Here is a 20,885-nt window from a genome sequence, read left to right as displayed (position 1 = left end):
CACCATGTCCCCTGTTTCCCCTCGGGTCATCATCATCGGCGCCGGCATTGTCGGCGCCAACCTGGCCGACGAACTGGCCATCCTGGGCCACACCAACACCTTGGTCATCGAGCAAGGACCACTTGATATCCCCGGCGGATCCACCTCGCATGCTCCGGGGCTGGTGTACTCCTCCAACCCGTCCAAGTCCATGACGGAGTTCGCCCAGTACACCATCAAGAAGCTCAGCTCGCTGATCGGCGCCGACGGCACCAGCTCCTTCCTCCCGGTGGGCGGCCTGGAGATCGCCACCAACGAGGAGCGCTTGGCCGACCTGCACCGCCGCGCCGGCTGGAACCGCTCCTACGGGGTCGAGGCCGAGGTCATCGACGCCGACGAGTGCCTGAAGAAGTTCCCGATGCTTGCCGAGGGCAAGGTGCTCGGCGGGCTGTACACCCCGGGCGACGGCCTGGCCCTGGCCGCCAAGGGAACCCAGCTGGTCATGGAACGCGCCAAGGCCGCGGGTGTGGAATTCCGCGACCGCACCATCGTCACCGACATCGAGGTCTCCGGCGGCAAGGTCGCCGCGGTGATCTGCGGCGAGGACCGTTTCGAGGCCGATATCGTCGTCTCCTGCGCCGGATTCTGGGGCCCTAACATCGGCAAGATGGTCGGCACCTCGATCCCGCTGCTGCCACTGGGCCACCAGTTCGTCTGGACCACCCCGGCCCCATCGCTGGCCGGCGTCAACGAGCTGCCCAACGGCGCCAGCCGCCCGATCCTGCGCTACCAGGACCGCGACCTCTACTACCGCGAATGGGGCGACCGCATCGGCATCGGCTCCTACGCCCACCGGCCGATGCCGGTGGACCTGGATACCCTCAAGTCCTACCGCCCGGAGGAGATCACCCACGAGCGCATGCCTTCCTCGCTGGACTTCACCCCCGAGGACTTCGCCGCCGAGTGGGAAGCCACCCAGGAACTGCTACCGGATCTGCGCAACACCCAGATCCAGCGCGGCTTCAACGGCATCTTCTCCTTCACCCCGGACGGCGGCTCGCTGGTCGGCCAGTCCAAGGAAGTGGATGGCTTCTACGCGGCCGAAGCCGTCTGGGTCACCCACGCTCCGGGCATCGCCAAGGCCGTGGCTGAATTGATTGCCACCGGCACCTCCACCACCGATTTGAGCGACTGCGACCTGAACCGCTTCGAGGACATGCAGACCACCAAGGAGTACGTCAGCGAGACCTCGCAGCAGAACTTCGTGGAAATCTACGACGTCCGCCACCCGCTGGAGCCGCGCACCAAGCCGCGCGCCGTGCGTACCTCCCCGTTCTACTCCCGCCAGCAGGCCCTCGGCGCCTTCTTCCTGGAAGGCACAGGCTGGGAGCGCCCGCACTGGTACGAGGCCAACGCCGCGCTGCTGGAGTCGCTGCCCGAAGAATGGGCCGCCCCGGAACGCGATGCCTGGTCCGACAAGTTCCACTCCCCGATCGCCGCGGTGGAAGCCTGGAAGACCCGCACCGCGGTGGCCATGTTCGACATGACCCCGCTCAAGCGCGTCGAGGTCACCGGCCCGGGTGCCGGTGAACTGCTGCAGGGGTTGACCACGGCCAACATGCTGCGCGCCCCGGGCATGGTCAGCTACACCCTGCTGCTCGATGCTGCCGGCGGCATCACCAGCGACATCACCGTGGCCCGGCTCTCCGACGAGGTCTACCAGGCCGGCATCAATTCGAATGTGGATGTCGCCTACCTGAACCGCGAGGCCAAGAAGTTCAACGCCGCCAACCCGGGCAAGTGGGCCGCCGTGCGCGATATCACCGCCGGCACCTCGTGCATCGGCCTATGGGGCCCGCTGGCCCTGGACGTGATGAACAAGGTCACCGACGATGACATGAGCAACGAGGGCCTGAAATACTTCCGCACCAAGCAGATCTCCATTGCCGGCATCCCGGTCACTGCCATGCGCCTGTCCTATGTGGGCGAATTCGGCTGGGAGCTCTACGCTTCGGCGGATGTCAGCGCCAAGCTCTGGGACGTGCTCTTCGAGGCCGGCCAGGAGCAGGGCATCATCGCCGGCGGACGCGAGGCCTTCAACTCCATGCGATTGGAGAAGGGCTTCCGCTCCTTCGGCACCGATATGACCAGCGAGCACGAACCGGAACAGGCTGGCCTGGGCTTCGCGGTCAAGGCCGCCAAGACCGTGGACTTCGTGGGCAAGTCGGCCCTGGCCGCACGCGCCGCAGCCGCCACCAAGCGCCTGCGCTGCTTGACCATTGACGACGGCGTCTCCGTGGTCCTGGGCAAGGAGCCGGTGTATGTCAACGGCAAGGCTTCGGGCTACATCACCAGTGCCGCCTACGGCTACACGGTCCGCAAGCCGATCGCCTACGCCTGGCTGCCACTATCGGTGGAAACCGGCGACTCGGTGCAGATCGAGTACTTCGGCCAGCCGATCGCCGCCACCGTGGTTGACGATCCGCTGTACGATCCGCAGATGGACCGCCTGCGCGGCCTGTCGCTGGCCAGCACGGCCAGCTAGCGACTAGCTGCGGAAGAGGCCGGGCGGCTGTTCACCCTGAACAGCCGCCCGGCCTTTGCGCTGCCAGGATGCCTGCTTGCGGGATCGGACTCTGCCCAGTCACGAAGCGATCGAGTTCCTTTGCCGCGTCAACCGGCTCCTAAAGATGCGTTGCGCCTCTCCTCTTGGATGTGCTAAATGCCAAGGCGATTTTCCGGGCATCGCAAGCGCCGGGCTCCCAGGAAGCACCCAGCTTGGCATCGATGCTTCAGCGGCTTCTAGTACCTTGCTTATCTGGAAGGCGGTGCCAGCAGGCACCACCGGAACACCGTGAAACCGAGCAGAGGAGAAATCTCCATGGGCATTCTAGGATGGATCGTTTTGGGACTGATCGCCGGGGCTATTGCCAAGGCCATTAAGCCCGGGCAGCAGGGCGGCGGATGGATCGCGACGCTGCTCTTGGGCATCGTCGGAGCGCTCGTTGGCGGATGGATCGGCTCCGCGATCTTCAATGTGGGAATCAACCAGTTCTGGTCGCTCTCGACTTGGCTGCTGGCTATTGGCGGCTCGCTCGTTGTCCTCGTCATCTGGGGCTTGCTGACCCGCAAGCGCGCCTAGTTATCAAGACAATGACCGCGGGCGCGCCCTTGAAGGGCGCGCCCGCGGTCAATAGTGATCCAGAATTCTTTGGGCCATCGCACGGCCTAGTCACGTGGGTCCGATTGCGCCTCGCGGTCTGCCCGGTGCCCGCTTCTCCGGGTTCGATTCGAGTCGTTGGCCGCTGCCGTTTCCTCACTGCTATACTCGTGGACTTTTTCGAGCAGGCTTTGGACTTCATTGGCCCGGCCCACCCAGTACTCGGGTTCCAGGCCAAGTCCGTTGGACGCTTCCTCTGCCATATCCGTGAAGCCATTGCGGTGGTCCTCAAGCGCGTTGTTGAGGTCTTCGAACTCGTCATGGCTGACACTGACTTCGATGCGCCTGCGTGGCATTCAAATCACCCTCTCTTATATGGTCGCCTATCTCCTTTGGGCTTCAACCTACGCATCCAGCGCAGCTGGGGCATCCGCCTCAAGGTTTTCTTCAGCATCGGCGGGGAAACCTTGGATATAGGATCGAGGCCGCTGCGTTGAATGGCATCTCCGCCGGAATGCTCCCTCTACCCCGCTTGGCGAAGGGATATCAGTCCCACGGAGCCGAGCAGCGATTCCCAGCTGTCGCCCTAGGAAGATGCAAGGTTGCTCCCGGGTACATCGCGAAGCTCGTGATCGCGCTGCGCCGCATGGCCTAGATCAAGATCATTCCACTCCACGCTGGCAATGAGGGCGTGCAAGAATTTTGCGGCTGCCTTTCGCTCTTCTGCGTTGAGCCCATCAACCGCAGCCATCATCCGCTCATGCATCTGCTGCAAAGTTCCGCGCACTTCGGTGTCGCTGTACTGGGTTGGGACAATGCCCACAGATCTGCGGTCGGCCGGATGCATGACCCGTTGCGCGTACCCGTCGCGGCAGAGCCTGTCGACCAGGGCTGACACTGAGGCATTGGATATGCCGAGTTTCTCGGCGAAATCGCGCTGACGGGGCACTTCGCCCTTTCGGTGCGCTCCCAGCAAGAAGCGCAAAGCAGTCATGTCTGTCTCGTTCATCCCCATGGATCCGCGGGTATTGGCGCGCATGTTCCGCTCTGCGTCGCGATAGCGGCGCATGAGGTTCAGCAAGTCGACGGCCTCCGGAGCCGACTGGCCGTCACCATACCAATATCCACTTGCCTCGTAGTGGCTCATGAGAACTCCTTTCGTCGGATACGAGCGCAATGCCCGAGCAACTTGAGGGCCTTTCGCTCCTCACTGCGAAATTCCAGCTTGCCTTTTCTGAAAAAAATAATGTAGCCTATCTAATAGTTAGCCAGTCTACATATATTCTACTACGAAACACTGACCAGTGCCGGAGCACAAGATGAAAGAGCAGTTAGCAGTTTCCGCAGATAAGAAAAACGCAGGCAACAACGCGTGGGCGGCGAGGATGCGGGACATAGCATTCTTCGGGACACAGCAATGCGAACTCCAGAGCACAGTTCATTCGGCGTTCTGCACTATCCAGGGAACCCCGGAAAAGCTGGTCGTCAACCTGACCTGCACAGCAGAGAGCGAAGAACACGTCACGGCGCTGATGCAGTACGTCAATGACATCCTGTTGCCGCAGATGGAGCAGTCACTGGGTATCCAGTTCGAAGTGCGCAACCTGCAGTTCGCGGTGGCAGGCCGGGAGAATCTTTTTCCGCAGCCAGAACGCCTGCAGGATTCCGGGCACTGCGCCGGCTGGTTGGACGATCCCTTCGCAACCCCGGCTCTGACCGCCACCGAAGGCTTCCGGCCAGAGACAGGAGGGACGCACGCAGATTTGAGCATGGCCTAGTGCAGCACCATGGCCACTGTGGATCGCTCGATGGTCCACGAAAACCGGGCCGGTCGATGATGCTCAGACGCATCGCAACAGGGCCCTGAGATGAACCATATTCACTGAGGAATGCAAGAAGGGGAAGTATCTACAATGCCAGGCCGAATTGCTAGAACCCAGACCGCCGTGAGGGTCGCCGATTTTCTCGCCACCCGTGAGGGCAAGTCCCATTTGGCTTCATACGGCTGGGCACCGGGAATGCCCATCGTGATGGCCCGCTCTAGCGAACCACTTAATGACGTGATGGCAATGGTCTCCATCCACGGACAAGCAGCACTGGTCGCCATGCTCGATCCTCGCAGCGACGAGCTGCGCATGCTCCACATCACCACCCCGCAATCGGCGCTGCGCATCGTTGCCCCCTCCCCTGCCACGGTCACCATCGGAGAATTCTTCGACCGTCTCAGCTCGGTGACGATTGCCGAATTCCGCGTGAAGTTTTGGCAAAACACTGCAGTAGCCCACGTTGTCCCTTCTTGCCATGCCATGCAGGCGCCGGGCTTCGCGGGCAAGCGATACCAGTTGCCAGACCCGCGGCAAGCTCTGGCATCCACTGGCGCAGAATAGCCTCAGGTGGAAAACCCCAGTTTTCAGAACCCTGGAGGAGAGCTGTCGCTTGTGTATGGTCAGACGCAATCTTCCTTGACGGCAAGAAGAGCGGGGACTGTCCTCCATCCGAAGGGCAGTCCCCGCTCTGTTTAACTATGCGGAATTTAGTCCTAAGAATCCTGGCAGTACGCGCCGTATGCTTTGCTTGCCGCCTTGGGAGCATCCATGTCTAACTTCAAGTTGCAGTCGATAATCCCCAGATCAGACTCAGTCCAGGTAGAAAAACTCAACTGATACCAATTGCCCTGATCATTCTGGCATTGCACGCTGAATTTATAGGTCATAGGCGTTGCTGCATAGTACCCCAGAAATCCAGAGGATTGTTCAGAGTTCTTGAGCATTGTTTCAATCCCCTCTATATAGAGGAAAGGCTGCTCCTTGACTGCATCCGGTGAGACTTCATTGACAGCTTTCAGCACTTCGTCCTGGTTATCCCACTCGGGCTGCGGAGCCCATTGGATGGATGAGGCAACCTTCTTGTCGAGCAAAGTTTCGCTCATATCCTGATCGTAGAACTTGTCGACTCGAATGAATTCCGACTTTCCCTTGGACTCGCCGTCACTGACCACATACGGACGATCGCATGAAGCAACAGGGGCTAATGCAGGCTCCGGAGTCTCCCCGCTTTGGGTCTTCTCCTGGTTCGTGCATGAAGTGATCACCAGGGCTAGCCCAAAAGCAAATGCTGCGAAGGCATTTCGCTTCATCTAGTTTCTCCTTCTTCTAGCAGTACCTAGACTTAGCTAATCCTGCGAGCGATCCTGATGGCTGCGACAGGTCGCATTGCACCGTGGCGGTTTCACGGATGGTGTGGGATTTACCGGTTCCACTGGCTTTAACAACAACTCCCGAGTTTCCAGAAGCGCAATAGTTCTTCTTCCACTTACCAGTGACTTGAGTATTGCCGGCTGCTACGACAACGTACTTCTTTGGCTTGATGGTGGCAGAAATCGAGAGGGTGCTTCCACTAGTTTTGGATCCTGAAGCGGCCAAATCTAGACGGGTATTGGCTCCAAGCTTGGCGGCAACTGCTCTGAAATCAGCAGTTCCTCCTGCAGATACCCCTGCAGAATAAGTCACCCCGGCGGTCAAGGTCTGCTGCTTCGCGGAAGAGTATGTTGCCGTTGAATTACTGCTTGTACCGTTGTAGTGCTTACTGGCATGGGTGACTTTCTTGACTTTTGATATGTTGGTGACAGTGTAGTAACTCCCCGCGAAACCACCGCAGCTAATTGCGGCAGGAGTACCTATTACCCCTCCTGAAATCGACTCATCTGGAGCTGCGAGAGCTGGCGTCGCCACGATTGCGGCTCCCGATGCCAAACAAGCAGCGCTTAAAATGCAACGATCCGACGCTTGCCGTTCTTCATACTTCCCCTCGGTATGACGTGAGTGATTCATCAAGTCAGCCCCAATAATGTTGGGCGCGCCACCTATGCCGCGAAAGCATGTGATCTGACCTACATGGAGCCTATTTCATTTCTCTTGTAAATTTTCCACTTTTTCGAAAAACCCGCGTTTTGTTATCAATATGTTGCAAATGATGAAAAGGGCAATTCTCGGAAAGAGTCGACTTCATGCAGATTTTCAGGAACAATTATCGGAATTTTCCTGCAATTGGCGTAAAGCTCGTTGGATCGCAGAAGTGCTAACTCCTATGGATTTGGCTAATTGTGGATAGGCTTTGCCCGCAGCTCATATGCCCAGTTCTTCTTCTATGCGCTTTGCGGACACTGCAGTAGCACGGCAGTCGATCGTCCCTTAAGCGCGTTGGCTCTCCAATCCCCTGCGGGGGTTCTCCCGGATCGTTGAGACGCGCAGCTGCGCCAAGACTGACATGATTCCTATAATTGCTCGCCAATTGGCGAGCTCACGCTAATGTCCAGAATGGCTCTGTGAGGCTATGAAGTTTGATGCCCCGCTCCCCCGTTGTGTTGTTGACAGTCCCTAAAGAGGATCCTATAGATGGCCATCCGTTCGGTGCCAACTATCTCGCCCAGCGCTCGGATCACAAGCGTGTCGCCGGATCTCATGCACACCAGACATGCTCCCCCATTGCTGGCGACTGGCAATACGGGTTGATTCGCCGTGAATGATAGAGATCATCTCCGCGCCAGCAGCACGCAGCTCGGCTTCCTACTGCTCTCGGTTCTGTGCGTGAGTGTTCACTCGCGCGAATCCAAGAAGACGTTCCACGCCTTGAAAAGTATCAAAATTCGTCAGTTACAGATAAAATTACTCTATAGATTATGGAACTGTGTTTTGAACCGCTGCGCGAAAATGCCCCTTGAATTTTCAGCTGAAATGGTGTGATGCAGTTTGATAGATTTCGCTGTGTCAAAAACGAACGATTTCGACATATCTAGAATCGTATCCAACTCGTGGGTAAGGTTGTTGATCACTCGTCGTCTGGAAACTCAGAATTAGTTCCCTCGTCCATCTTTTGATAACGCTTCTTTCATCGATCACAAGATGATCGAGCGAACGGGGGATCAACTCATAATGGGGATCTATAGTAACTATTTTCTGGCTATGATAGGCAGTAAACATTCGAGTTGGCTGGGGGAGTCGATATGAACGTGGCAGAAGCTTTTAGTACGTTCCAGAAAGTTGTCAATGCGGACAGTGAAAATGTCCGCGAGGCGCGTATCAGGCGTGATCTCTTTGCTGGAGCATTCGAGACGGAGCAAGACGTTAAAGAGGTCGTACCCTCCGGATCCTTCGCTCGCGGGACTCACAAAGATCCTATCCACGATGTTGACGTGATTATCATTTTCAACGAGGACGACCACCCAGACTGGGGAAGTCCCGGAGAGTCAGCATCTGATGCGCTCAACCACACGCGTGAGCGAGTCAATGCGTTACTCGGTGCGACTAACGGGACGTATGAGAAGGCAGTCCGGCTTGCTCGTTGGCGTAATCATGCCGTCAAATGTTTTCTAGATGACCCGAATGATCCGGATGCTTTTACTGTAGATGCGATGCCCGCACTGAGGCGCGAAGGAAAGCTATTAATTCCGGAAGCGATCTCAAAGGATTGGGTTTCCTGCGATCCCGAATACCTTATTGCTGAGGTAGCAACTCGTCAGAACGAGTGGAACGATTTTACTGAAACCGTCCGAATGCTTAAATGGTGGGCCTCGGTACAGGAAATAAAGATCAAGTCGCTTGTAACAGAGGTTCTCTCGCTTGATTGCTTGCCAACAAACAGTAATCAGCCATCAGCTATTAATCAGTTTTTTGTCAGCGCCTCCTATCAAATTGCAGGAGGAAATGAAGTCCACGATCCGGCTGGATTGTGCGGTCCGATTCAGCCTGACCTTGACTATTCTCAATTTAGCGACTGCCTGCAGTCTGCACGAGAAAATACGATCAAAGCAGTACGAGCTCAGATTAACAATGACTCAACTAATGCTATTAAATACTGGGGCGAGGTCTTTGGTGACGATTTCCCTAAACCGCCAAAGCCAAGAGGAGGCCTAGCACCTGCAACCCTGCCGGCTACTCCGCGCTTGGTGAAGGACACGCCACAGGGATGAATGATGTGGACATACCAGCTTCAGACGCAACTGAATTTGTCCCGGTTTCTTGGATGGAACGGGATCCAGCACGCCTAGCGCGTGATCAACGAGAGGTCCATGATTTCACTCCATCCCTTGAATATATAAGCCCCTCCCACGAGGGGTCGATACATGGAGGATGGATGGGGCAGATCCCTTGCTGGCCATTCGAAAGATCGCGCCCAGCGGCTCTGAGTGACCTGTTAGGACAATCCGAGCTCAAAATCTACCTCTCTTATTCTTCTGCACATCCCATGGTTCCACCAGCCATCTACCCGCTAAGTCCCACACCGACTTTTTGGGAAAGGACTCAGTCAGCCTGGCACGTAGCGCCTGACGGGTCTCTATGTCTCCTCCAAAGCCTTGGCGGATGGCAACCGGAAGCCAGCATCGTCGATCTACTACTCAAGGCCGCGGGATGGAGAATTGAGTATGCACTCATGAAGGCCGGCTCTATCAATCAGATGTCGGTCAATGGAATAGTCTCAGATCCTTCCTACGACCATTTGATCGCGGAGGCAGTGGCTAACCTAGAATCAACCAGAATAGCCGATCATGACAGGTCTCCGGATGCCTAACCATGACCCATACGTATTAATGACCAGCGACGCAAAGTCTAAGATCTCAGACTCCAAGTTAATTCGTGGTGCGCTGGCACTTCGTTGTGTTCCCGCAGATGATATGTATGTAGTCCACGCGGTTGAAACAGCCAAAGGCATTCGCCAACAAGTAGTAATTGATCGCCAATACACCACACTTCGTTCCGGTGACAATAATGCGGTTGGGCAGTGGATAAGGCTTTCAGAGAATGATGCCCACATCCATCATTTTTCTCTGGCCAGCCGTCCCGGTACTGCAATCGGTTTCGATGCCTTCAGAAGAATGGTCCCGGGCGTTATGGATCCTGGGAATACACTCAATATTGTCGTTACGCATGACCCCAGTATTCCTTCAGAACTAAAGGAAGTAGGGATTACGGAATTCGTAGGATGGCTGATCAGTCGAGATCAGGTATATCCACTTCAGCTCGAAATTGAACCAGACGAAATTGGGTTGGGTCAGCTTTCCGGTAAATGGCCTATCGAACTACTGGCTACTAACAGTGTGATGGTAGTGGGCTGTGGAAGCATCGGTAGCTCCGCTATTGAATCCTTAGCTGGGTACGGAGTTGGGCGGGTCGAACTAGTTGATCCAGATCGATTGCTTTGGCATAACACGCTTCGCCATATACTCGGTCCAGAAAGCGTAGGGCGCTTCAAGGTAGCGGCCATGGAAGATTATCTTGCCAAACGATGGCCAAGCCAACAAGTCGCCGCACATCGGCTAAATGTTGTTAATCAAGCTCATTATTTAGCTCCCCTTCTTAAAGGCGTCGACATGGTGATATGCGCCGCGGATGGCATTGGTCCTAGACGTGTAGTCAGCCATCTCGCACGGCATGCTAAAAAGCCCTTGGTTATGGCCTGCGTTCTAGACGGTGGCGCTGTGGGTGAGATTGTTAGGCTTCGCCCAACTCCTCGCTTTGGTTGTCTGTTATGCCTACGTCGTCATCTCTCCGACCACGGGGCTATGGATGCTGAGGCAGACCAAGAGCTGGGCTACGGAACCGGGCACGTTCACCGTCCTATGACTGCCGTACCGCCAGATCTTCGCTACATTGGTACGCTCGCCGCCAAAATGGCAGTGGCTACGCTGCTTGAGTCGATTCATGGTGACCACACGCAACAGTTACCTGGTGAGCTTGCCACAGTCGGTCTCCGTCCTATTGGTGATTTGTCGGCTCCCTTTGATATAAGTCGGGCATGCGACATTCGATGGTCCTCATTGCCAGAGCCACGCCCATCATGTCCGACTTGTTTCCCTTGAGAGAAGGCCATGGAAAGATGCGCCAAATAAAAATTTCTGATTCGGCACGTGCTTCAATCAACCGCGAAGCAAAGCGCTCTTATGACGGGTTAGAAACAGGTGGAATTCTACTTGGAACCGAAACTAGGAGCGGAAATATTATAATTAGGCATGCCGGGGACCCTGGTCCAGGAGCGCAACGCGGTCAGAATACATTCATACGTGATCTCGAACATGCACAAAAACTAGCTCAAACTGCTTGGAATACCGACAAAAGCGAGTGGATTGGGGAATGGCACACTCATCCTTCTGGACCGTTATCACCGAGCAACGTAGATTTGCACTCGTATTTGCGTCATCTACACGACAGGGAACTCGCATTTGCACGATTCGTTGCCATCATTGCATGCGTCGATTCATCAGGTCGAACCACTACCGCTACTTGGTTAATTGATAGCAAGCAGATTCAGCGAATAAAGATGGAAAAAATGAACGATACTGAATTGTGAATTAAGTTATTTTCCCAATAATATTCGGATCATTCATCAGGAATAATTAAGAGGAAGTTTCATGACCGGTAGGCACCAAACACTCGATCCCTCAGACCCGATTTTTATTTCCTACCGGCAGAATGACGGAACTGCGATAACTGCAGAACTTGCATGGATTCTTCGAACGGCTGGGATCCCAGTGTGGCGCGATCGAGACGATTTGCCGCCAGGAGATACCGAAGAGCGCCTTGAGCAGGCAATTGCTGCGGGGATCTCGGGCGGAATTCTTGTTGTTACACCGGACGTCGTAAACAGTCGAGTAGTCAGAATGGTCGAGGCACCTCATCTTATTGAGCTACATCAACGCCATCAGAATTTCGTACTAGGAATCGCGAATTCAGTCCAAAACGTTGAGTCGCGGACGGACTATGATGCTCCAGACCGGCTGCTGGCACGCCGGCCTGGACAGTTAAGTGGTGTAGATCAAAATCCAGCAACTCGCGAGGGGCTTAAAGCTCTGACGCGCGGTCTAGTGTGGCATCGAGTTGCTTCTCTACGAGAACGTGTTGAAAATCGTGAACAGACTTTCAATCTTAGTCTTCAGACTAGAAACACTCCGCAGGTGTATGACCGTACTGGAGCCGAGCTAGACATCCGCCTACGTCCCTCTGGGCACGAACGTCTTCCAAATGCCGAGGGCTTACATGATCTTAAGGACACTATAGGCCTGCTACCAGATGCGGTTACCCGTTCAGGTGCGCATCGTCTTTGCATTCGGGGAGGAGGACACCTATCAGTCGGATTCGCCGTTGGCGCAGCGCTTCCTTCGTCGCGAGTTGGCAAAATGGTGGTTATTGATCAAAAGGGCGTCGACTGGGAAAGCCAAAGTGAATCTAATTTGCATGATATGACAAAGGTGCAGATTCTAGACGAAGGGAAGAACCAATCGGCTATCCCACTAGGTAGGCCTTCCGTTGCCATATACATTGATCTTTTACCTCAACGTAGCGATACTGCGTTCAGCCGGTTCCTTGAGGAAAGCCGTGATTTTATTGTGGCTTGGCGTCATATCTCAAACCTAGATAACTCGCTCATAGACCCGAAAGACGCTGGCCGTATTGCTTCTGAGATCGCGGCACATATCCGTGCAATATCGAATGAAAATAATAACGCGCAGACACACATTTTACTGCGTTGCCCATTCCCGTTGGCACTTCTCGTTGGACGGTTGACCAATACTCTAAGATGTGTCGTTTATGAATGGGACGATTCAGACCCAATCGAACCAGGAGGTGACTATCGTGCAAGATACGTTCCGACGTTGAAGGTACGGGCTTCGGCAAGCGACGGGGCAATAGAAGAGGTGCTCATCTAAGCTGATGGCAAAGGTCTGCCGAAAGGTAAGGCTTATCGGCTCCCAGTTCGCCCTATTTTGCGAATAGTCTTTTTGATAAAACCCAGGCCAAGGCAGAGTTGGGGTTCGATGCGATACGCTACCCGAAAGTTTTTATGTGCGGTAAAGCAAGTAAAGTCTTCATTGATGGGAAAACCTTTATCCGTTTCCTCCGTATCCAGCTACCTTCGATGGTTCCCTGAAGGGATCACCAAAGCGGTAGGCCAGTAACCCAATTCTTGAAGAAGCAAAAAGACTATGGGTCCCTGCGCTTGGAGGAGCTGACCCCTTCAGATCGATATAGCCAGCCATAGGCTCGGCTGCTCGTGACACATGCTGAACGATGATTTCAGGACTAATGGATTTCGTCAGGGAGCGAAGATGAGAATTTTTTCGTTTTCGTGCGTGTAGCCGCCGATTGCAGTGGAAGGCATAAGTCACGCGACTGCCCAGGAAAAAATGAACAGCAGTGATGCAGGACTGCGAGGGGAGCGGTCGCGTCATGGAATGGCGAAAGCAAACTGGAAGAGGTTCTGACTGGCATGAAGAGTTTCGGCGGACGTATCGATCAGCCGAAAATGACGGCGTCACGCAATGGAATTTCCCAGGAATCCGTGCAGTTTCAAACAAATTCCCCTCATGTTTCATGCCGTTGTAAAGTGGACAAGGAACTGTTTCGAAATAGCGTGCTCTAAGGAAGGTCACATGTCCACGGATTCGTCTCCCTTCATTGGCGACCTACCCCCAACACGAGCTAACACGCGCACCATCGGCAAACAGTACGAGGTCGAGAAGTTCGCTCAGCTTGCGCAGCAACATCCTGGCAAAGCTGTCCGGGTAGCAACCGACGTTCCAGTGCGTTTGTCCAAGCTGTTCGCCTCCTACAAGGGTGAACCGTTCAGCAATGATCAGGGCAAGATCGCCGTTAATATCCGCAATTCCTATGTTCTAGAAGATGGAGATCGCAACTGCGACATCTACTTTACCTGGAAGACTAAAGAAAACTAAAGGAATCCTCGGCTGACCAGGACTAACTTAGAGTCTTCCGGTAAACCATCGGTGACTAAGTATATTTTGCTTTACATAAAGTAAAATATCGGGTTCGACGGCTTACGCAGGGAGCCAGCTCTCTAAGTTAACTACACCCGATAACGAGTCAAGTTAAGTAGTGAAATTTCGCCTAGAGGATCGTCGCCACGCAGTCAGTCAACCTGTTGCTGAAATCGCCGCAGTCCAGATGAAGACTGCGAAACGAGTAATTTGATACAACGGACAAACCACGTACAGTCAAGACCTTCCCCGTATGGATGGCCGCTGCATAGTAAAGAGCCGCCACGGCTGTTGACCGGTTTCGCGAAACATCGGACGGATTTGCATTTAAGTCTCACTATGATGGGGCCCGGCTCGCTCCGCAACCTGCCGGCAAGAACCGAACACGTCAGCGCCAGCGGACCAACCGATCTTGGATTTCATGCCAATAGGCAGGCCACTGCAAGCGGGCAGCCAAGGTAAGTACGATCCAGCCAGAGGCAAGCAAAAAGCCAGGAAACGGGCCTCCCCCAAATTACGAATCGCCCGTTCCCTGGCTTCTTCGGCTTTAAGCCGTAATGCTAGTTCTTTGCCGGTGGCATCAGCACCGAATCAACGAGGTAGACGGTGGCATTGGCAGTCTGCACGCCACCGCAAATGACCTTGGCATCGTTGACCATCAGGTCATCGCCGCTGCCGCTGATCTTGACCTTGTCGCCTTCAACGGTTTCCAGATCGCCCTTCAACTCATCGGGGGTTATCTGGCCTGGGACCACATGGTAGGTCAGCACCTTGGTCAGCATGTCGGCATCCGACACGACAGCGTTCAGGTCTTTTTCTGGAATGGCCTTGAATGCGTCATCCACCGGTGCGAAGACGGTGAACTCATCGCCGTTGAGCGTGTCTACCAGGTCCACGTCCTTGTTCAGCTTTCCCGATACTGCCTTGGTCAGGGTGGTCAGCAACGGGTTGTTGGACGCTGCCACTGCTACCGGATCCTGGGCCATGCCAGCAACGGAACCGTCACCCTCGGGCACTGCTTCTGCGTACGCTGCACATCCTGAGCCAACAAGGTTGGCGGCGGGATCCATGGCCGATTCGCTGGCCATTCCCGAATCCATGGAAGAATCCGAGCTGCTCGGCGCCATGCTTGATGCCGAGCTTTCGCTGCTTGGAGTGGACTCGGCGCTGTTGTCCATCGAGCAAGCGCTCAATCCGAATGCGGCGACCGCGGCAATCGAGAGCAGTCCTACTGTCTTGCGCTGCATGGTTTTCATGTCGAACTCCTTACCTGGCGACCCCGTTGGGCCAGTCGGTTTTCCAAACCTCTTGGTTTGGGTTGTCACAGGGCATTCGGGGCCATGAACAATCCGGATTGGATTATTTAAAAGTTTTTTCCCTCGTGTCCGGAACCTGAGATGACAGGCAGCAGCGCACGATGTCGAACCGCGTGAAAGGCATGGGAATCCCGAAAGACATCCAGACATGCCCGCCAGGGTCTGCGCGAGCATTGCCGGAACCTTGAACAACCACCCCTGGCTACCAGCGGGACATGATTGCCATTTCAACCTCGGCAAGCGCATTTCGCCATGAAGCTTCCTGCGCGCATGTGTATAAATCTCCCTGATCCTTCCGCCGTTGTCCGCTTCCAGCTGTGGCCTTGGAATGAATGTCTCCCAGACTATTGACTCATCAGGATTCGCCTCATAGCCTTGTCATAAACTATTGATATATCAGTTGTCTGCAATTCGTACATTAGGAGAATTCGTTGACCAGTACCCAGGACCTGTCCATCAGCTCATTGACCGAAGACCTCGGAACCCTGGACCCGGAGGTGGCGCAGCGCATCGACGCTGAACTGGCCCGCCAGCAGCGCGGCCTGGAAATGATCGCCTCGGAGAACCACACCGCCCAGGCTGTCATGCAGGCCCAGGGCTCGGTGCTGACCAACAAGTATGCCGAGGGCTACCCGGGCCGCCGCTACTACGGCGGCTGCGAAGAAGTCGACGTCATCGAGACCCTTGCCATCGAGCGCATCAAGGAACTGTTCGGCGCGAACTTCGCCAACGTCCAGCCGCACTCCGGCGCGCAGGCCAACGCCTCGGTGTACCACGCGCTGGTCCGCCCGGGCGACACCGTGCTGGGATTGAACTTGGCCCACGGCGGGCACCTGACCCATGGCATGAAGCTGAACTTCTCCGGCCGCTTGTTCAACATCGTGCCCTACGGCGTGAACGAAGAGACCAATGTGGTGGACATGGACGAGGTGGAGCGCCTTGCCGTGGAGCACCAGCCGAAGATGATCGTGGCCGGTTGGTCGGCGTATCCGCGCCAGCTGGACTTCAAGCGCTTCCGCGAGATCGCGGACAAGGTCGGCGCTTACCTGTTCGTGGACATGGCGCACTTCGCCGGCCTGGTCGCTGCCGGGTTGCACCCGTCTCCTGTGCCTTACGCCCACGTGGTCACCTCGACCACCCACAAGACCCTTGCCGGTCCTCGTGGCGGCATCATCCTGTCCAACGATGCCGAGATCGCCAAGAAGCTGAACTCTGCAGTCTTCCCAGGCCAGCAGGGCGGTCCGCTGGAGCACGTGATTGCTGGCAAGGCAGTGGCCTTCAAGATCGCTGCGTCCGAAGAGTTCAAGGAACGCCAGGCGCGCACCTTGGCTGGTGCCAAGATCCTTGCTGAGCGTTTGACTCAGGATGATGTGGCGGCCAAGGGCATCAGCGTGCTGACTGGTGGCACCGATGTGCACCTGGTTCTGGTTGATCTGCGTAATTCGGAGTTGGATGGCCAGCAGGCCGAGGATTTGCTGGCGCAGGTGGAGATCACGGTGAATCGCAATGCGGTGCCGTTTGATCCTCGTCCGCCGATGGTGACTTCGGGCTTGCGCATCGGTACTCCGGCGTTGGCGACGCGCGGCTTCTCCCAGGCGGCGTTTGCCGAGGTGGCCGAGATCATTGCGCAGGCGTTGATTGCTGGTGCTGATGGCAATACCTCGGTGTTGCCAGAGCTGAAGGACCGGGTTCTGGAGCTGGCCGAAGCTCATCCGCTGTATCCGGATCTGGCCAAGGTTTCCGAGTAACACCATCTTGTGAGGATGGGGGCCCGGAAGGCTGAACTCAGCACCGACCGCGTCCTCGGCTATGGAATCCGCGCAGCAGCCCTGCGCCAACTCCCCACCAACGAAAGATCTCCACTATGCAACAACTGGCACAACGCCTCGAACGGCTAGGCACCGAAACGGCATTCAGCGTGGCGCAGGCCGCCGCAGCCTGGAAGGCCAAGGGCAACCGCGTCTACCCGTTCCACCTGGGCGATATCAACATCCCCACCGCGACGCACATCGTCAGCGCCATGAACCAGGCCATCAACGACGGCTACACCGGCTACTGCCCGGGCCCCGGCATCCCGCAGCTGCGCGAAGCCCTGGCCCATGACATCGGCTCCCGCCGCGGCATGGAATTCACCGCCGACAACGTGGTGGTGATGACCGGCGGCAAGCCGGTGATCACCAAGTTCCTGCAGGCGGTCATGGATCCGGGCCAAGAAGTGCTCTACCCGAACCCGGGCTTCCCGATCTACGAATCCCAGATCGAGTACCTCGGTGGCACTGCGGTGCCGTATAACTACGTGCCGACCGAGTCGGGCTTCGCCATTGACCTGGAGCAGGTGCGCGCCTCGATCACCGAGAACACCACGGCGATCATCTACAACGACCTGCAAAACCCGATTTCCGCCGAGTCCACGGCCGCCGAACGCGAGGCGGTGGCCCAGCTGGCCATCGAGCATGACCTCTGGGTGCTCTCCGACGAGGCCTACTTCGAAACCCGCTACGAGGGGGTTTCGAATTCCATCGCAGCGTTGCCTTCGATGGCCGAGCGCACCGTCATCCTGTACACCTTCAGCAAGAAGTTCGCGATGACCGGCTCCCGCCTGGGCTGCGCCGTCGCGCCGCTTGAGATCGCCAATGTCATGAGCAAGCTGAACACCAACGACGAGTCATGCACCACCCACTATGTGCAGTGGGCGGGCATCGCCGCGCTGACCGGGCCGCAGGAGCCGGTCCAGGAAATGCTCGACACTCTCAAGGAACGCCGCGACGTCGCCTGCGAGATCGTGAATTCGATCCCGGGATTCAGCGTCGCCGTTCCGCAGTCCACCTTCTACCTGTTCCCGGATGTCACCGAGGCCATGGAGCGCAAAGGCTTCACCGAAGTCGGGGAATTCGCCACCGCCGCATTGGAGAACACCGGCGTCTCCTTCTGCACCCGCGAGCACTTCGGCCGCCGCCTGCCCGGCGAGGAACGCCAATACATCCGACTGGCCTACTCGGGCATTGAAACCGCGGACATCCGCGAAGGCCTGGGCCGGCTGCGCGAATGGATCGAGGCGTAATGGCGAAGGTAGTAGTCACCGGCCGGATCCCGGATGCCGCGCTGGAAAAGCTGCGCGCCGAGCACGAGGTGGACGCATGGGACGGCGAGCAGTCGATCTCCCGCGAAGAACTGCTGGGCAAGGTGGCTGGCGCCGACGCGCTGGTCACCCTGCTGACCGAGCGCGTGGACGCGGAACTGCTGGACGCCGCAGGCCCGCAGCTGCAGGTCGTCTCCAATGTGGCGGTGGGCTACGACAACATCGTCGTGGCCGACTGCACCGCCCGGAACGTGCGCGCCACCAACACCCCGGGAGTGCTGACCGAGGCCACCGCGGATATCGCCTTCGGCCTGATCCTGATGGCCACCCGCCGCCTGGGCGAAGGCGAACGCCTGATCCGCTCCGGAACCCCATGGAAGTGGGGCATGTTCTTCCTGCTCGGCTCAAGCCTGCAGGGCAAGACCCTGGGCGTGGTGGGCATGGGCGGCATCGGCCAGGCCACGGCCCGCCGGGCCAAGGCCTTCGGCATGGAGGTCGTCTACCAGTCGCGCAGCGAAATCGATCCGGCAACCGCCGCCGAGCTCGGTGCGCGGCGGGTCGAGCTCGACGAGCTGCTGGCCATCTCCGATGTTGTCTCGCTGCACTGCCCCTACGGCCCGAACACCCATCACCTGATCGGTGCGGAGCAGCTGGCGGCAATGAAGCCGGAAGCCTATCTGGTCAACACCGCCCGCGGCCCGATCGTGGACGAGGCCGCGCTGGCGCAGGCATTGCGCGAAGGCGCCATCGCCGGGGCCGGGCTGGATGTCTTCGAGAAGGAACCAGCGGTCCACCCGGAACTGCTGGAACTGGAGAACGTGGCCCTGGTGCCGCACCTGGGCTCATCGACCGTGGAAACGCGAACCGCGATGGCGGTGCTGGCCAGCGAGAACACGCTGGCTGTGCTGCGCGGCGAGGACCCTGTCACCCCTGTGAACTAGGCGCCGTCCCCGCGGGACAGCGCCATGGAACGCAACAGCTTGAGGACATCGGTGCCGATGTCCTCAAGCTGTTTAAGCAAGCGCGCCCGCGCGTTGCTGAGTAAGACCTGACTGCCATCCTTCATCCTTGAGGGCCATCATTTAGGCTGGCGTCATGACGGCCAACAGCAGCATTGATACCGCACAGCGCTACCAGCTGGTGCTATTCCGAGATGATCTGCGCACCGCGGACCATCCGGCCCTGCTGGCCGCCAGCGAAGCGGGACCTGTTGTTGCCCTCTATATCCTCGATGAGCATTCCCCCGGGATCAGGCCGCTGGGCTCGGCGGCCCGCTGGTGGCTTCATCATGCACTCATCAGCCTGCGCGCATCGCTGCAGGAGCTCGGCATCCCGCTGATCCTGCGCCGCGGAACCAGCCTGCACATCATCGAGGAAATCACCGGCCACGGCAACGTCGCCGCGGTGCACTGGAACCGGCGCTATGGGCAGGCCGAACGCACGGTGGACACCTTGATCAAGGACCACGTGCGCAAAGCGGGAATGCACGCGCAAAGCCACGCAGGCGCGCTGCTGCATGAGCCATGGGAACTGCTCACCCAAGCGGGCACCGGCTACAAGGTCTTCACTCCGTTCCACAACGCCCTGCGCAGCACCGAGATCCGCCAGCCCCTCCCCGCTCCGCAGCCACAGTCCCCGCCAGACATCGAATTGCCTGGCAGCGATACGCTGGCCAGCTGGGAGCTGCTGCCCAGTTCACCCGATTGGTCCACCGGGCTGGCGGATGCCTGGACCCCCGGGGAACCCGCCGCCCAGGCACGCCTGGCGCAGGTGCTCGAGGATATCGCGCAGCACTACGCTGACCGGCATGACCGCCCGGATCTTGATGGAACCTCGGCGCTCTCCCCGGCGCTGCGCTGGGGCCACTTGAGTCCTCATCAAGTGTGGAGTGAGCTCAGCGCCCTCGCCAGCAGCACTGGGCATGGCGCTGAAGGCGCCCTGGCCTTGCGCCGCCAAGTCGCCTGGCGGGATTTCTGCTGGCATCTCTACTATCACCACCCGGAGCTGCCCGCCGAGAACCTGCGCTCGGAATTCGACGATTTCGATTGGGCCTGGCCCGATGAATCGCCTCGCGCAGCCCATTTCACGCGCTGCTGGCAGCGCGGCCGAACGGGCTTCGGCCTGGTGGATGCCGGGATGGCCCAGCTGTGGCAGACGGGATGGATGCACAATCGCGTGCGCATGGTCACCGCGAGCTTGCTGGTCAAGAACCTGGGGCTGCATTGGAAAGTTGGCGAGAAATGGTTCTGGGATACCCTGGTCGACGCGGATCTGGCCTGCAATACGGCCAACTGGCAATGGGTCGCGGGCTGCGGAGCCGACGCCGCGCCCTATTTCAGGGTCTTCAATCCGCAACTCCAAGCCAAGAAGTTCGATCCATCCGGCGCCTACGTAGCCCGTTATGCCCCATTGGCGGCTGAGCCGGTGGTGGATCTGAAGGAATCACGGCAAGCGGCCCTCGATTCCTATAACCACATGAAATCAGGTCAGCGCGCGCATTCCCCGGGTACCGAAAGCTGATCATCCGGCGCCTGCGCGGCCCCGCTCTTTCAGCCAGCGTCATGACAGCAGAAACCGCCGCAT

At 57.5% G+C, this 20,885-nt stretch carries 19 protein-coding genes; 13 read left to right on the top strand and 6 right to left on the bottom strand.

Annotation, left to right across the window (positions count from 1 at the left end; genetic code table 11):
• Nucleotides 1-4 precede the first annotated feature (4 nt).
• Together ACT7DV_RS07425 and ACT7DV_RS07420 are read left to right on the top strand one after the other, a co-directional pair.
• The gene (locus ACT7DV_RS07425) at nt 5-2,524 is read left to right on the top strand and encodes a GcvT family protein (RefSeq protein ID WP_444661594.1); all 2,520 of its coding nucleotides are present in this window, start codon (nt 5-7) and stop codon (nt 2,522-2,524) included.
• Between the two features lie 336 nt (nt 2,525-2,860).
• Complete coding sequence (locus ACT7DV_RS07420; RefSeq protein ID WP_022875799.1) at nt 2,861-3,121, top strand: GlsB/YeaQ/YmgE family stress response membrane protein; 261 nt, start codon at nt 2,861-2,863, stop codon at nt 3,119-3,121.
• An 86-nt stretch (nt 3,122-3,207) separates the two neighbouring features.
• On the opposite strand, the gene ACT7DV_RS07415 is transcribed toward ACT7DV_RS07420, so the two are convergent.
• Together ACT7DV_RS07415 and ACT7DV_RS07410 are read right to left on the bottom strand one after the other, a co-directional pair.
• Nucleotides 3,208-3,495, bottom strand: coding sequence for a hypothetical protein (locus tag ACT7DV_RS07415; RefSeq protein ID WP_444661593.1), 288 nt, complete (start codon nt 3,493-3,495; stop codon nt 3,208-3,210).
• A 230-nt stretch (nt 3,496-3,725) separates the two neighbouring features.
• The gene (locus ACT7DV_RS07410) at nt 3,726-4,286 is read right to left on the bottom strand and encodes a MarR family winged helix-turn-helix transcriptional regulator (protein ID WP_444661592.1); all 561 of its coding nucleotides are present in this window, start codon (nt 4,284-4,286) and stop codon (nt 3,726-3,728) included.
• 172 nt (nt 4,287-4,458) lie between these two features.
• On the opposite strand from ACT7DV_RS07410, the gene ACT7DV_RS07405 reads away from it, so the two are divergent.
• Nucleotides 4,459-4,917 (top strand): hypothetical protein, encoded by a 459-nt coding sequence (locus ACT7DV_RS07405; RefSeq protein WP_444661591.1) that lies wholly within the window; start codon nt 4,459-4,461, stop codon nt 4,915-4,917.
• Nucleotides 4,918-5,052: 135 nt separating this feature from the next.
• The gene (locus ACT7DV_RS07400; RefSeq protein WP_444661590.1) at nt 5,053-5,526 is read left to right on the top strand and encodes a hypothetical protein; all 474 of its coding nucleotides are present in this window, start codon (nt 5,053-5,055) and stop codon (nt 5,524-5,526) included.
• A gap of 152 nt (nt 5,527-5,678) precedes the next feature.
• Here the strand turns inward: ACT7DV_RS07400 and ACT7DV_RS07395 are convergent, their stop codons facing one another.
• Together ACT7DV_RS07395 and ACT7DV_RS07390 are read right to left on the bottom strand one after the other, a co-directional pair.
• Nucleotides 5,679-6,275, bottom strand: a complete 597-nt coding sequence (locus tag ACT7DV_RS07395; protein ID WP_444661589.1) for a hypothetical protein — start codon at nt 6,273-6,275, stop codon at nt 5,679-5,681.
• 16 nt (nt 6,276-6,291) lie between these two features.
• Nucleotides 6,292-6,870, bottom strand: coding sequence for a hypothetical protein (locus ACT7DV_RS07390; protein ID WP_444661588.1), 579 nt, complete (start codon nt 6,868-6,870; stop codon nt 6,292-6,294).
• Between the two features lie 1,271 nt (nt 6,871-8,141).
• Here ACT7DV_RS07390 and ACT7DV_RS07385 point away from each other — a divergent pair.
• The 5 genes from ACT7DV_RS07385 to ACT7DV_RS07365 all read left to right on the top strand — a co-directional run bounded on the left by ACT7DV_RS07385 (nt 8,142) and on the right by ACT7DV_RS07365 (nt 13,865).
• Nucleotides 8,142-9,107, top strand: coding sequence for an SMODS domain-containing nucleotidyltransferase (locus tag ACT7DV_RS07385; RefSeq protein ID WP_444661587.1), 966 nt, complete (start codon nt 8,142-8,144; stop codon nt 9,105-9,107).
• A gap of 591 nt (nt 9,108-9,698) precedes the next feature.
• Nucleotides 9,699-10,994: a HesA/MoeB/ThiF family protein gene (locus ACT7DV_RS07380; protein WP_444661586.1), complete on the top strand. Its 1,296-nt coding sequence runs from the start codon at nt 9,699-9,701 to the stop codon at nt 10,992-10,994.
• Between the two features lie 17 nt (nt 10,995-11,011).
• Nucleotides 11,012-11,482 carry a Mov34/MPN/PAD-1 family protein gene (locus tag ACT7DV_RS07375; protein ID WP_444661585.1) on the top strand — a complete coding sequence of 157 codons (471 nt, stop codon included), beginning with the start codon at nt 11,012-11,014 and terminating at the stop codon, nt 11,480-11,482.
• 61 nt (nt 11,483-11,543) lie between these two features.
• Complete coding sequence (locus ACT7DV_RS07370) at nt 11,544-12,839, top strand: SAVED domain-containing protein (protein ID WP_444661584.1); 1,296 nt, start codon at nt 11,544-11,546, stop codon at nt 12,837-12,839.
• A 723-nt stretch (nt 12,840-13,562) separates the two neighbouring features.
• Entirely contained in the window at nt 13,563-13,865 is a 303-nt protein-coding gene (locus ACT7DV_RS07365) for a hypothetical protein (protein WP_444661583.1), read from the top strand.
• 602 nt (nt 13,866-14,467) lie between these two features.
• Here the strand turns inward: ACT7DV_RS07365 and ACT7DV_RS07360 are convergent.
• Nucleotides 14,468-15,163: a fasciclin domain-containing protein gene (locus ACT7DV_RS07360; protein ID WP_171918453.1), complete on the bottom strand. Its 696-nt coding sequence runs from the start codon at nt 15,161-15,163 to the stop codon at nt 14,468-14,470.
• A 491-nt stretch (nt 15,164-15,654) separates the two neighbouring features.
• On the opposite strand from ACT7DV_RS07360, the gene glyA reads away from it, so the two are divergent.
• The 3 genes from glyA to ACT7DV_RS07345 all read left to right on the top strand — a co-directional run bounded on the left by glyA (nt 15,655) and on the right by ACT7DV_RS07345 (nt 19,243).
• Nucleotides 15,655-16,971 carry a serine hydroxymethyltransferase gene (glyA, locus tag ACT7DV_RS07355; protein ID WP_444661582.1) on the top strand — a complete coding sequence of 439 codons (1,317 nt, stop codon included), beginning with the start codon at nt 15,655-15,657 and terminating at the stop codon, nt 16,969-16,971.
• A 116-nt stretch (nt 16,972-17,087) separates the two neighbouring features.
• Complete coding sequence (locus tag ACT7DV_RS07350) at nt 17,088-18,284, top strand: pyridoxal phosphate-dependent aminotransferase (RefSeq protein WP_444661581.1); 1,197 nt, start codon at nt 17,088-17,090, stop codon at nt 18,282-18,284.
• Nucleotides 18,284-19,243: a 2-hydroxyacid dehydrogenase gene (locus tag ACT7DV_RS07345; RefSeq protein ID WP_444661580.1), complete on the top strand. Its 960-nt coding sequence runs from the start codon at nt 18,284-18,286 to the stop codon at nt 19,241-19,243. Before ACT7DV_RS07350 ends, ACT7DV_RS07345 begins: the two co-directional genes overlap by 1 nt.
• On the opposite strand, the gene ACT7DV_RS07340 is transcribed toward ACT7DV_RS07345, so the two are convergent.
• The gene (locus tag ACT7DV_RS07340) at nt 19,240-19,368 is read right to left on the bottom strand and encodes a hypothetical protein (RefSeq protein WP_301540615.1); all 129 of its coding nucleotides are present in this window, start codon (nt 19,366-19,368) and stop codon (nt 19,240-19,242) included. The genes ACT7DV_RS07345 and ACT7DV_RS07340 overlap by 4 nt on opposite strands.
• Before the next feature lie 29 nt (nt 19,369-19,397).
• Here ACT7DV_RS07340 and ACT7DV_RS07335 point away from each other — a divergent pair, with 29 nt between their 5' ends.
• Entirely contained in the window at nt 19,398-20,822 is a 1,425-nt protein-coding gene (locus tag ACT7DV_RS07335) for a cryptochrome/photolyase family protein (RefSeq protein WP_444661579.1), read from the top strand.
• Nucleotides 20,823-20,885: the final 63 nt, after the last annotated feature.

This window comes from Glutamicibacter sp. TV12E, from assembly GCF_052441935.1.
In the GTDB taxonomy this organism is placed as follows: Bacteria; Actinomycetota; Actinomycetes; order Actinomycetales; family Micrococcaceae; genus Glutamicibacter.
The sequence above is the reverse complement of the archived record's forward strand: the minus strand, read 5'-3'. Positions and strand labels throughout refer to the sequence as shown.

Coding starts and splice junctions, on each gene's coding strand:
- ACT7DV_RS07425 (WP_444661594.1), top strand. CDS start 5: ATGTCCCCTGTTTCCCCTCGGGTCATCATCATCGGCGCCGGCATTGTC.
- ACT7DV_RS07420 (WP_022875799.1), top strand. CDS start 2,861: ATGGGCATTCTAGGATGGATCGTTTTGGGACTGATCGCCGGGGCTATT.
- ACT7DV_RS07415 (WP_444661593.1), bottom strand. CDS start 3,495: ATGCCACGCAGGCGCATCGAAGTCAGTGTCAGCCATGACGAGTTCGAA.
- ACT7DV_RS07410 (WP_444661592.1), bottom strand. CDS start 4,286: ATGAGCCACTACGAGGCAAGTGGATATTGGTATGGTGACGGCCAGTCG.
- ACT7DV_RS07405 (WP_444661591.1), top strand. CDS start 4,459: ATGAAAGAGCAGTTAGCAGTTTCCGCAGATAAGAAAAACGCAGGCAAC.
- ACT7DV_RS07400 (WP_444661590.1), top strand. CDS start 5,053: ATGCCAGGCCGAATTGCTAGAACCCAGACCGCCGTGAGGGTCGCCGAT.
- ACT7DV_RS07395 (WP_444661589.1), bottom strand. CDS start 6,275: ATGAAGCGAAATGCCTTCGCAGCATTTGCTTTTGGGCTAGCCCTGGTG.
- ACT7DV_RS07385 (WP_444661587.1), top strand. CDS start 8,142: ATGAACGTGGCAGAAGCTTTTAGTACGTTCCAGAAAGTTGTCAATGCG.
- ACT7DV_RS07380 (WP_444661586.1), top strand. CDS start 9,699: ATGCCTAACCATGACCCATACGTATTAATGACCAGCGACGCAAAGTCT.
- ACT7DV_RS07375 (WP_444661585.1), top strand. CDS start 11,012: ATGCGCCAAATAAAAATTTCTGATTCGGCACGTGCTTCAATCAACCGC.
- ACT7DV_RS07370 (WP_444661584.1), top strand. CDS start 11,544: ATGACCGGTAGGCACCAAACACTCGATCCCTCAGACCCGATTTTTATT.
- ACT7DV_RS07365 (WP_444661583.1), top strand. CDS start 13,563: ATGTCCACGGATTCGTCTCCCTTCATTGGCGACCTACCCCCAACACGA.
- ACT7DV_RS07360 (WP_171918453.1), bottom strand. CDS start 15,163: ATGAAAACCATGCAGCGCAAGACAGTAGGACTGCTCTCGATTGCCGCG.
- ACT7DV_RS07350 (WP_444661581.1), top strand. CDS start 17,088: ATGCAACAACTGGCACAACGCCTCGAACGGCTAGGCACCGAAACGGCA.
- ACT7DV_RS07345 (WP_444661580.1), top strand. CDS start 18,284: ATGGCGAAGGTAGTAGTCACCGGCCGGATCCCGGATGCCGCGCTGGAA.
- ACT7DV_RS07340 (WP_301540615.1), bottom strand. CDS start 19,368: ATGAAGGATGGCAGTCAGGTCTTACTCAGCAACGCGCGGGCGCGCTTG.
- ACT7DV_RS07335 (WP_444661579.1), top strand. CDS start 19,398: ATGACGGCCAACAGCAGCATTGATACCGCACAGCGCTACCAGCTGGTG.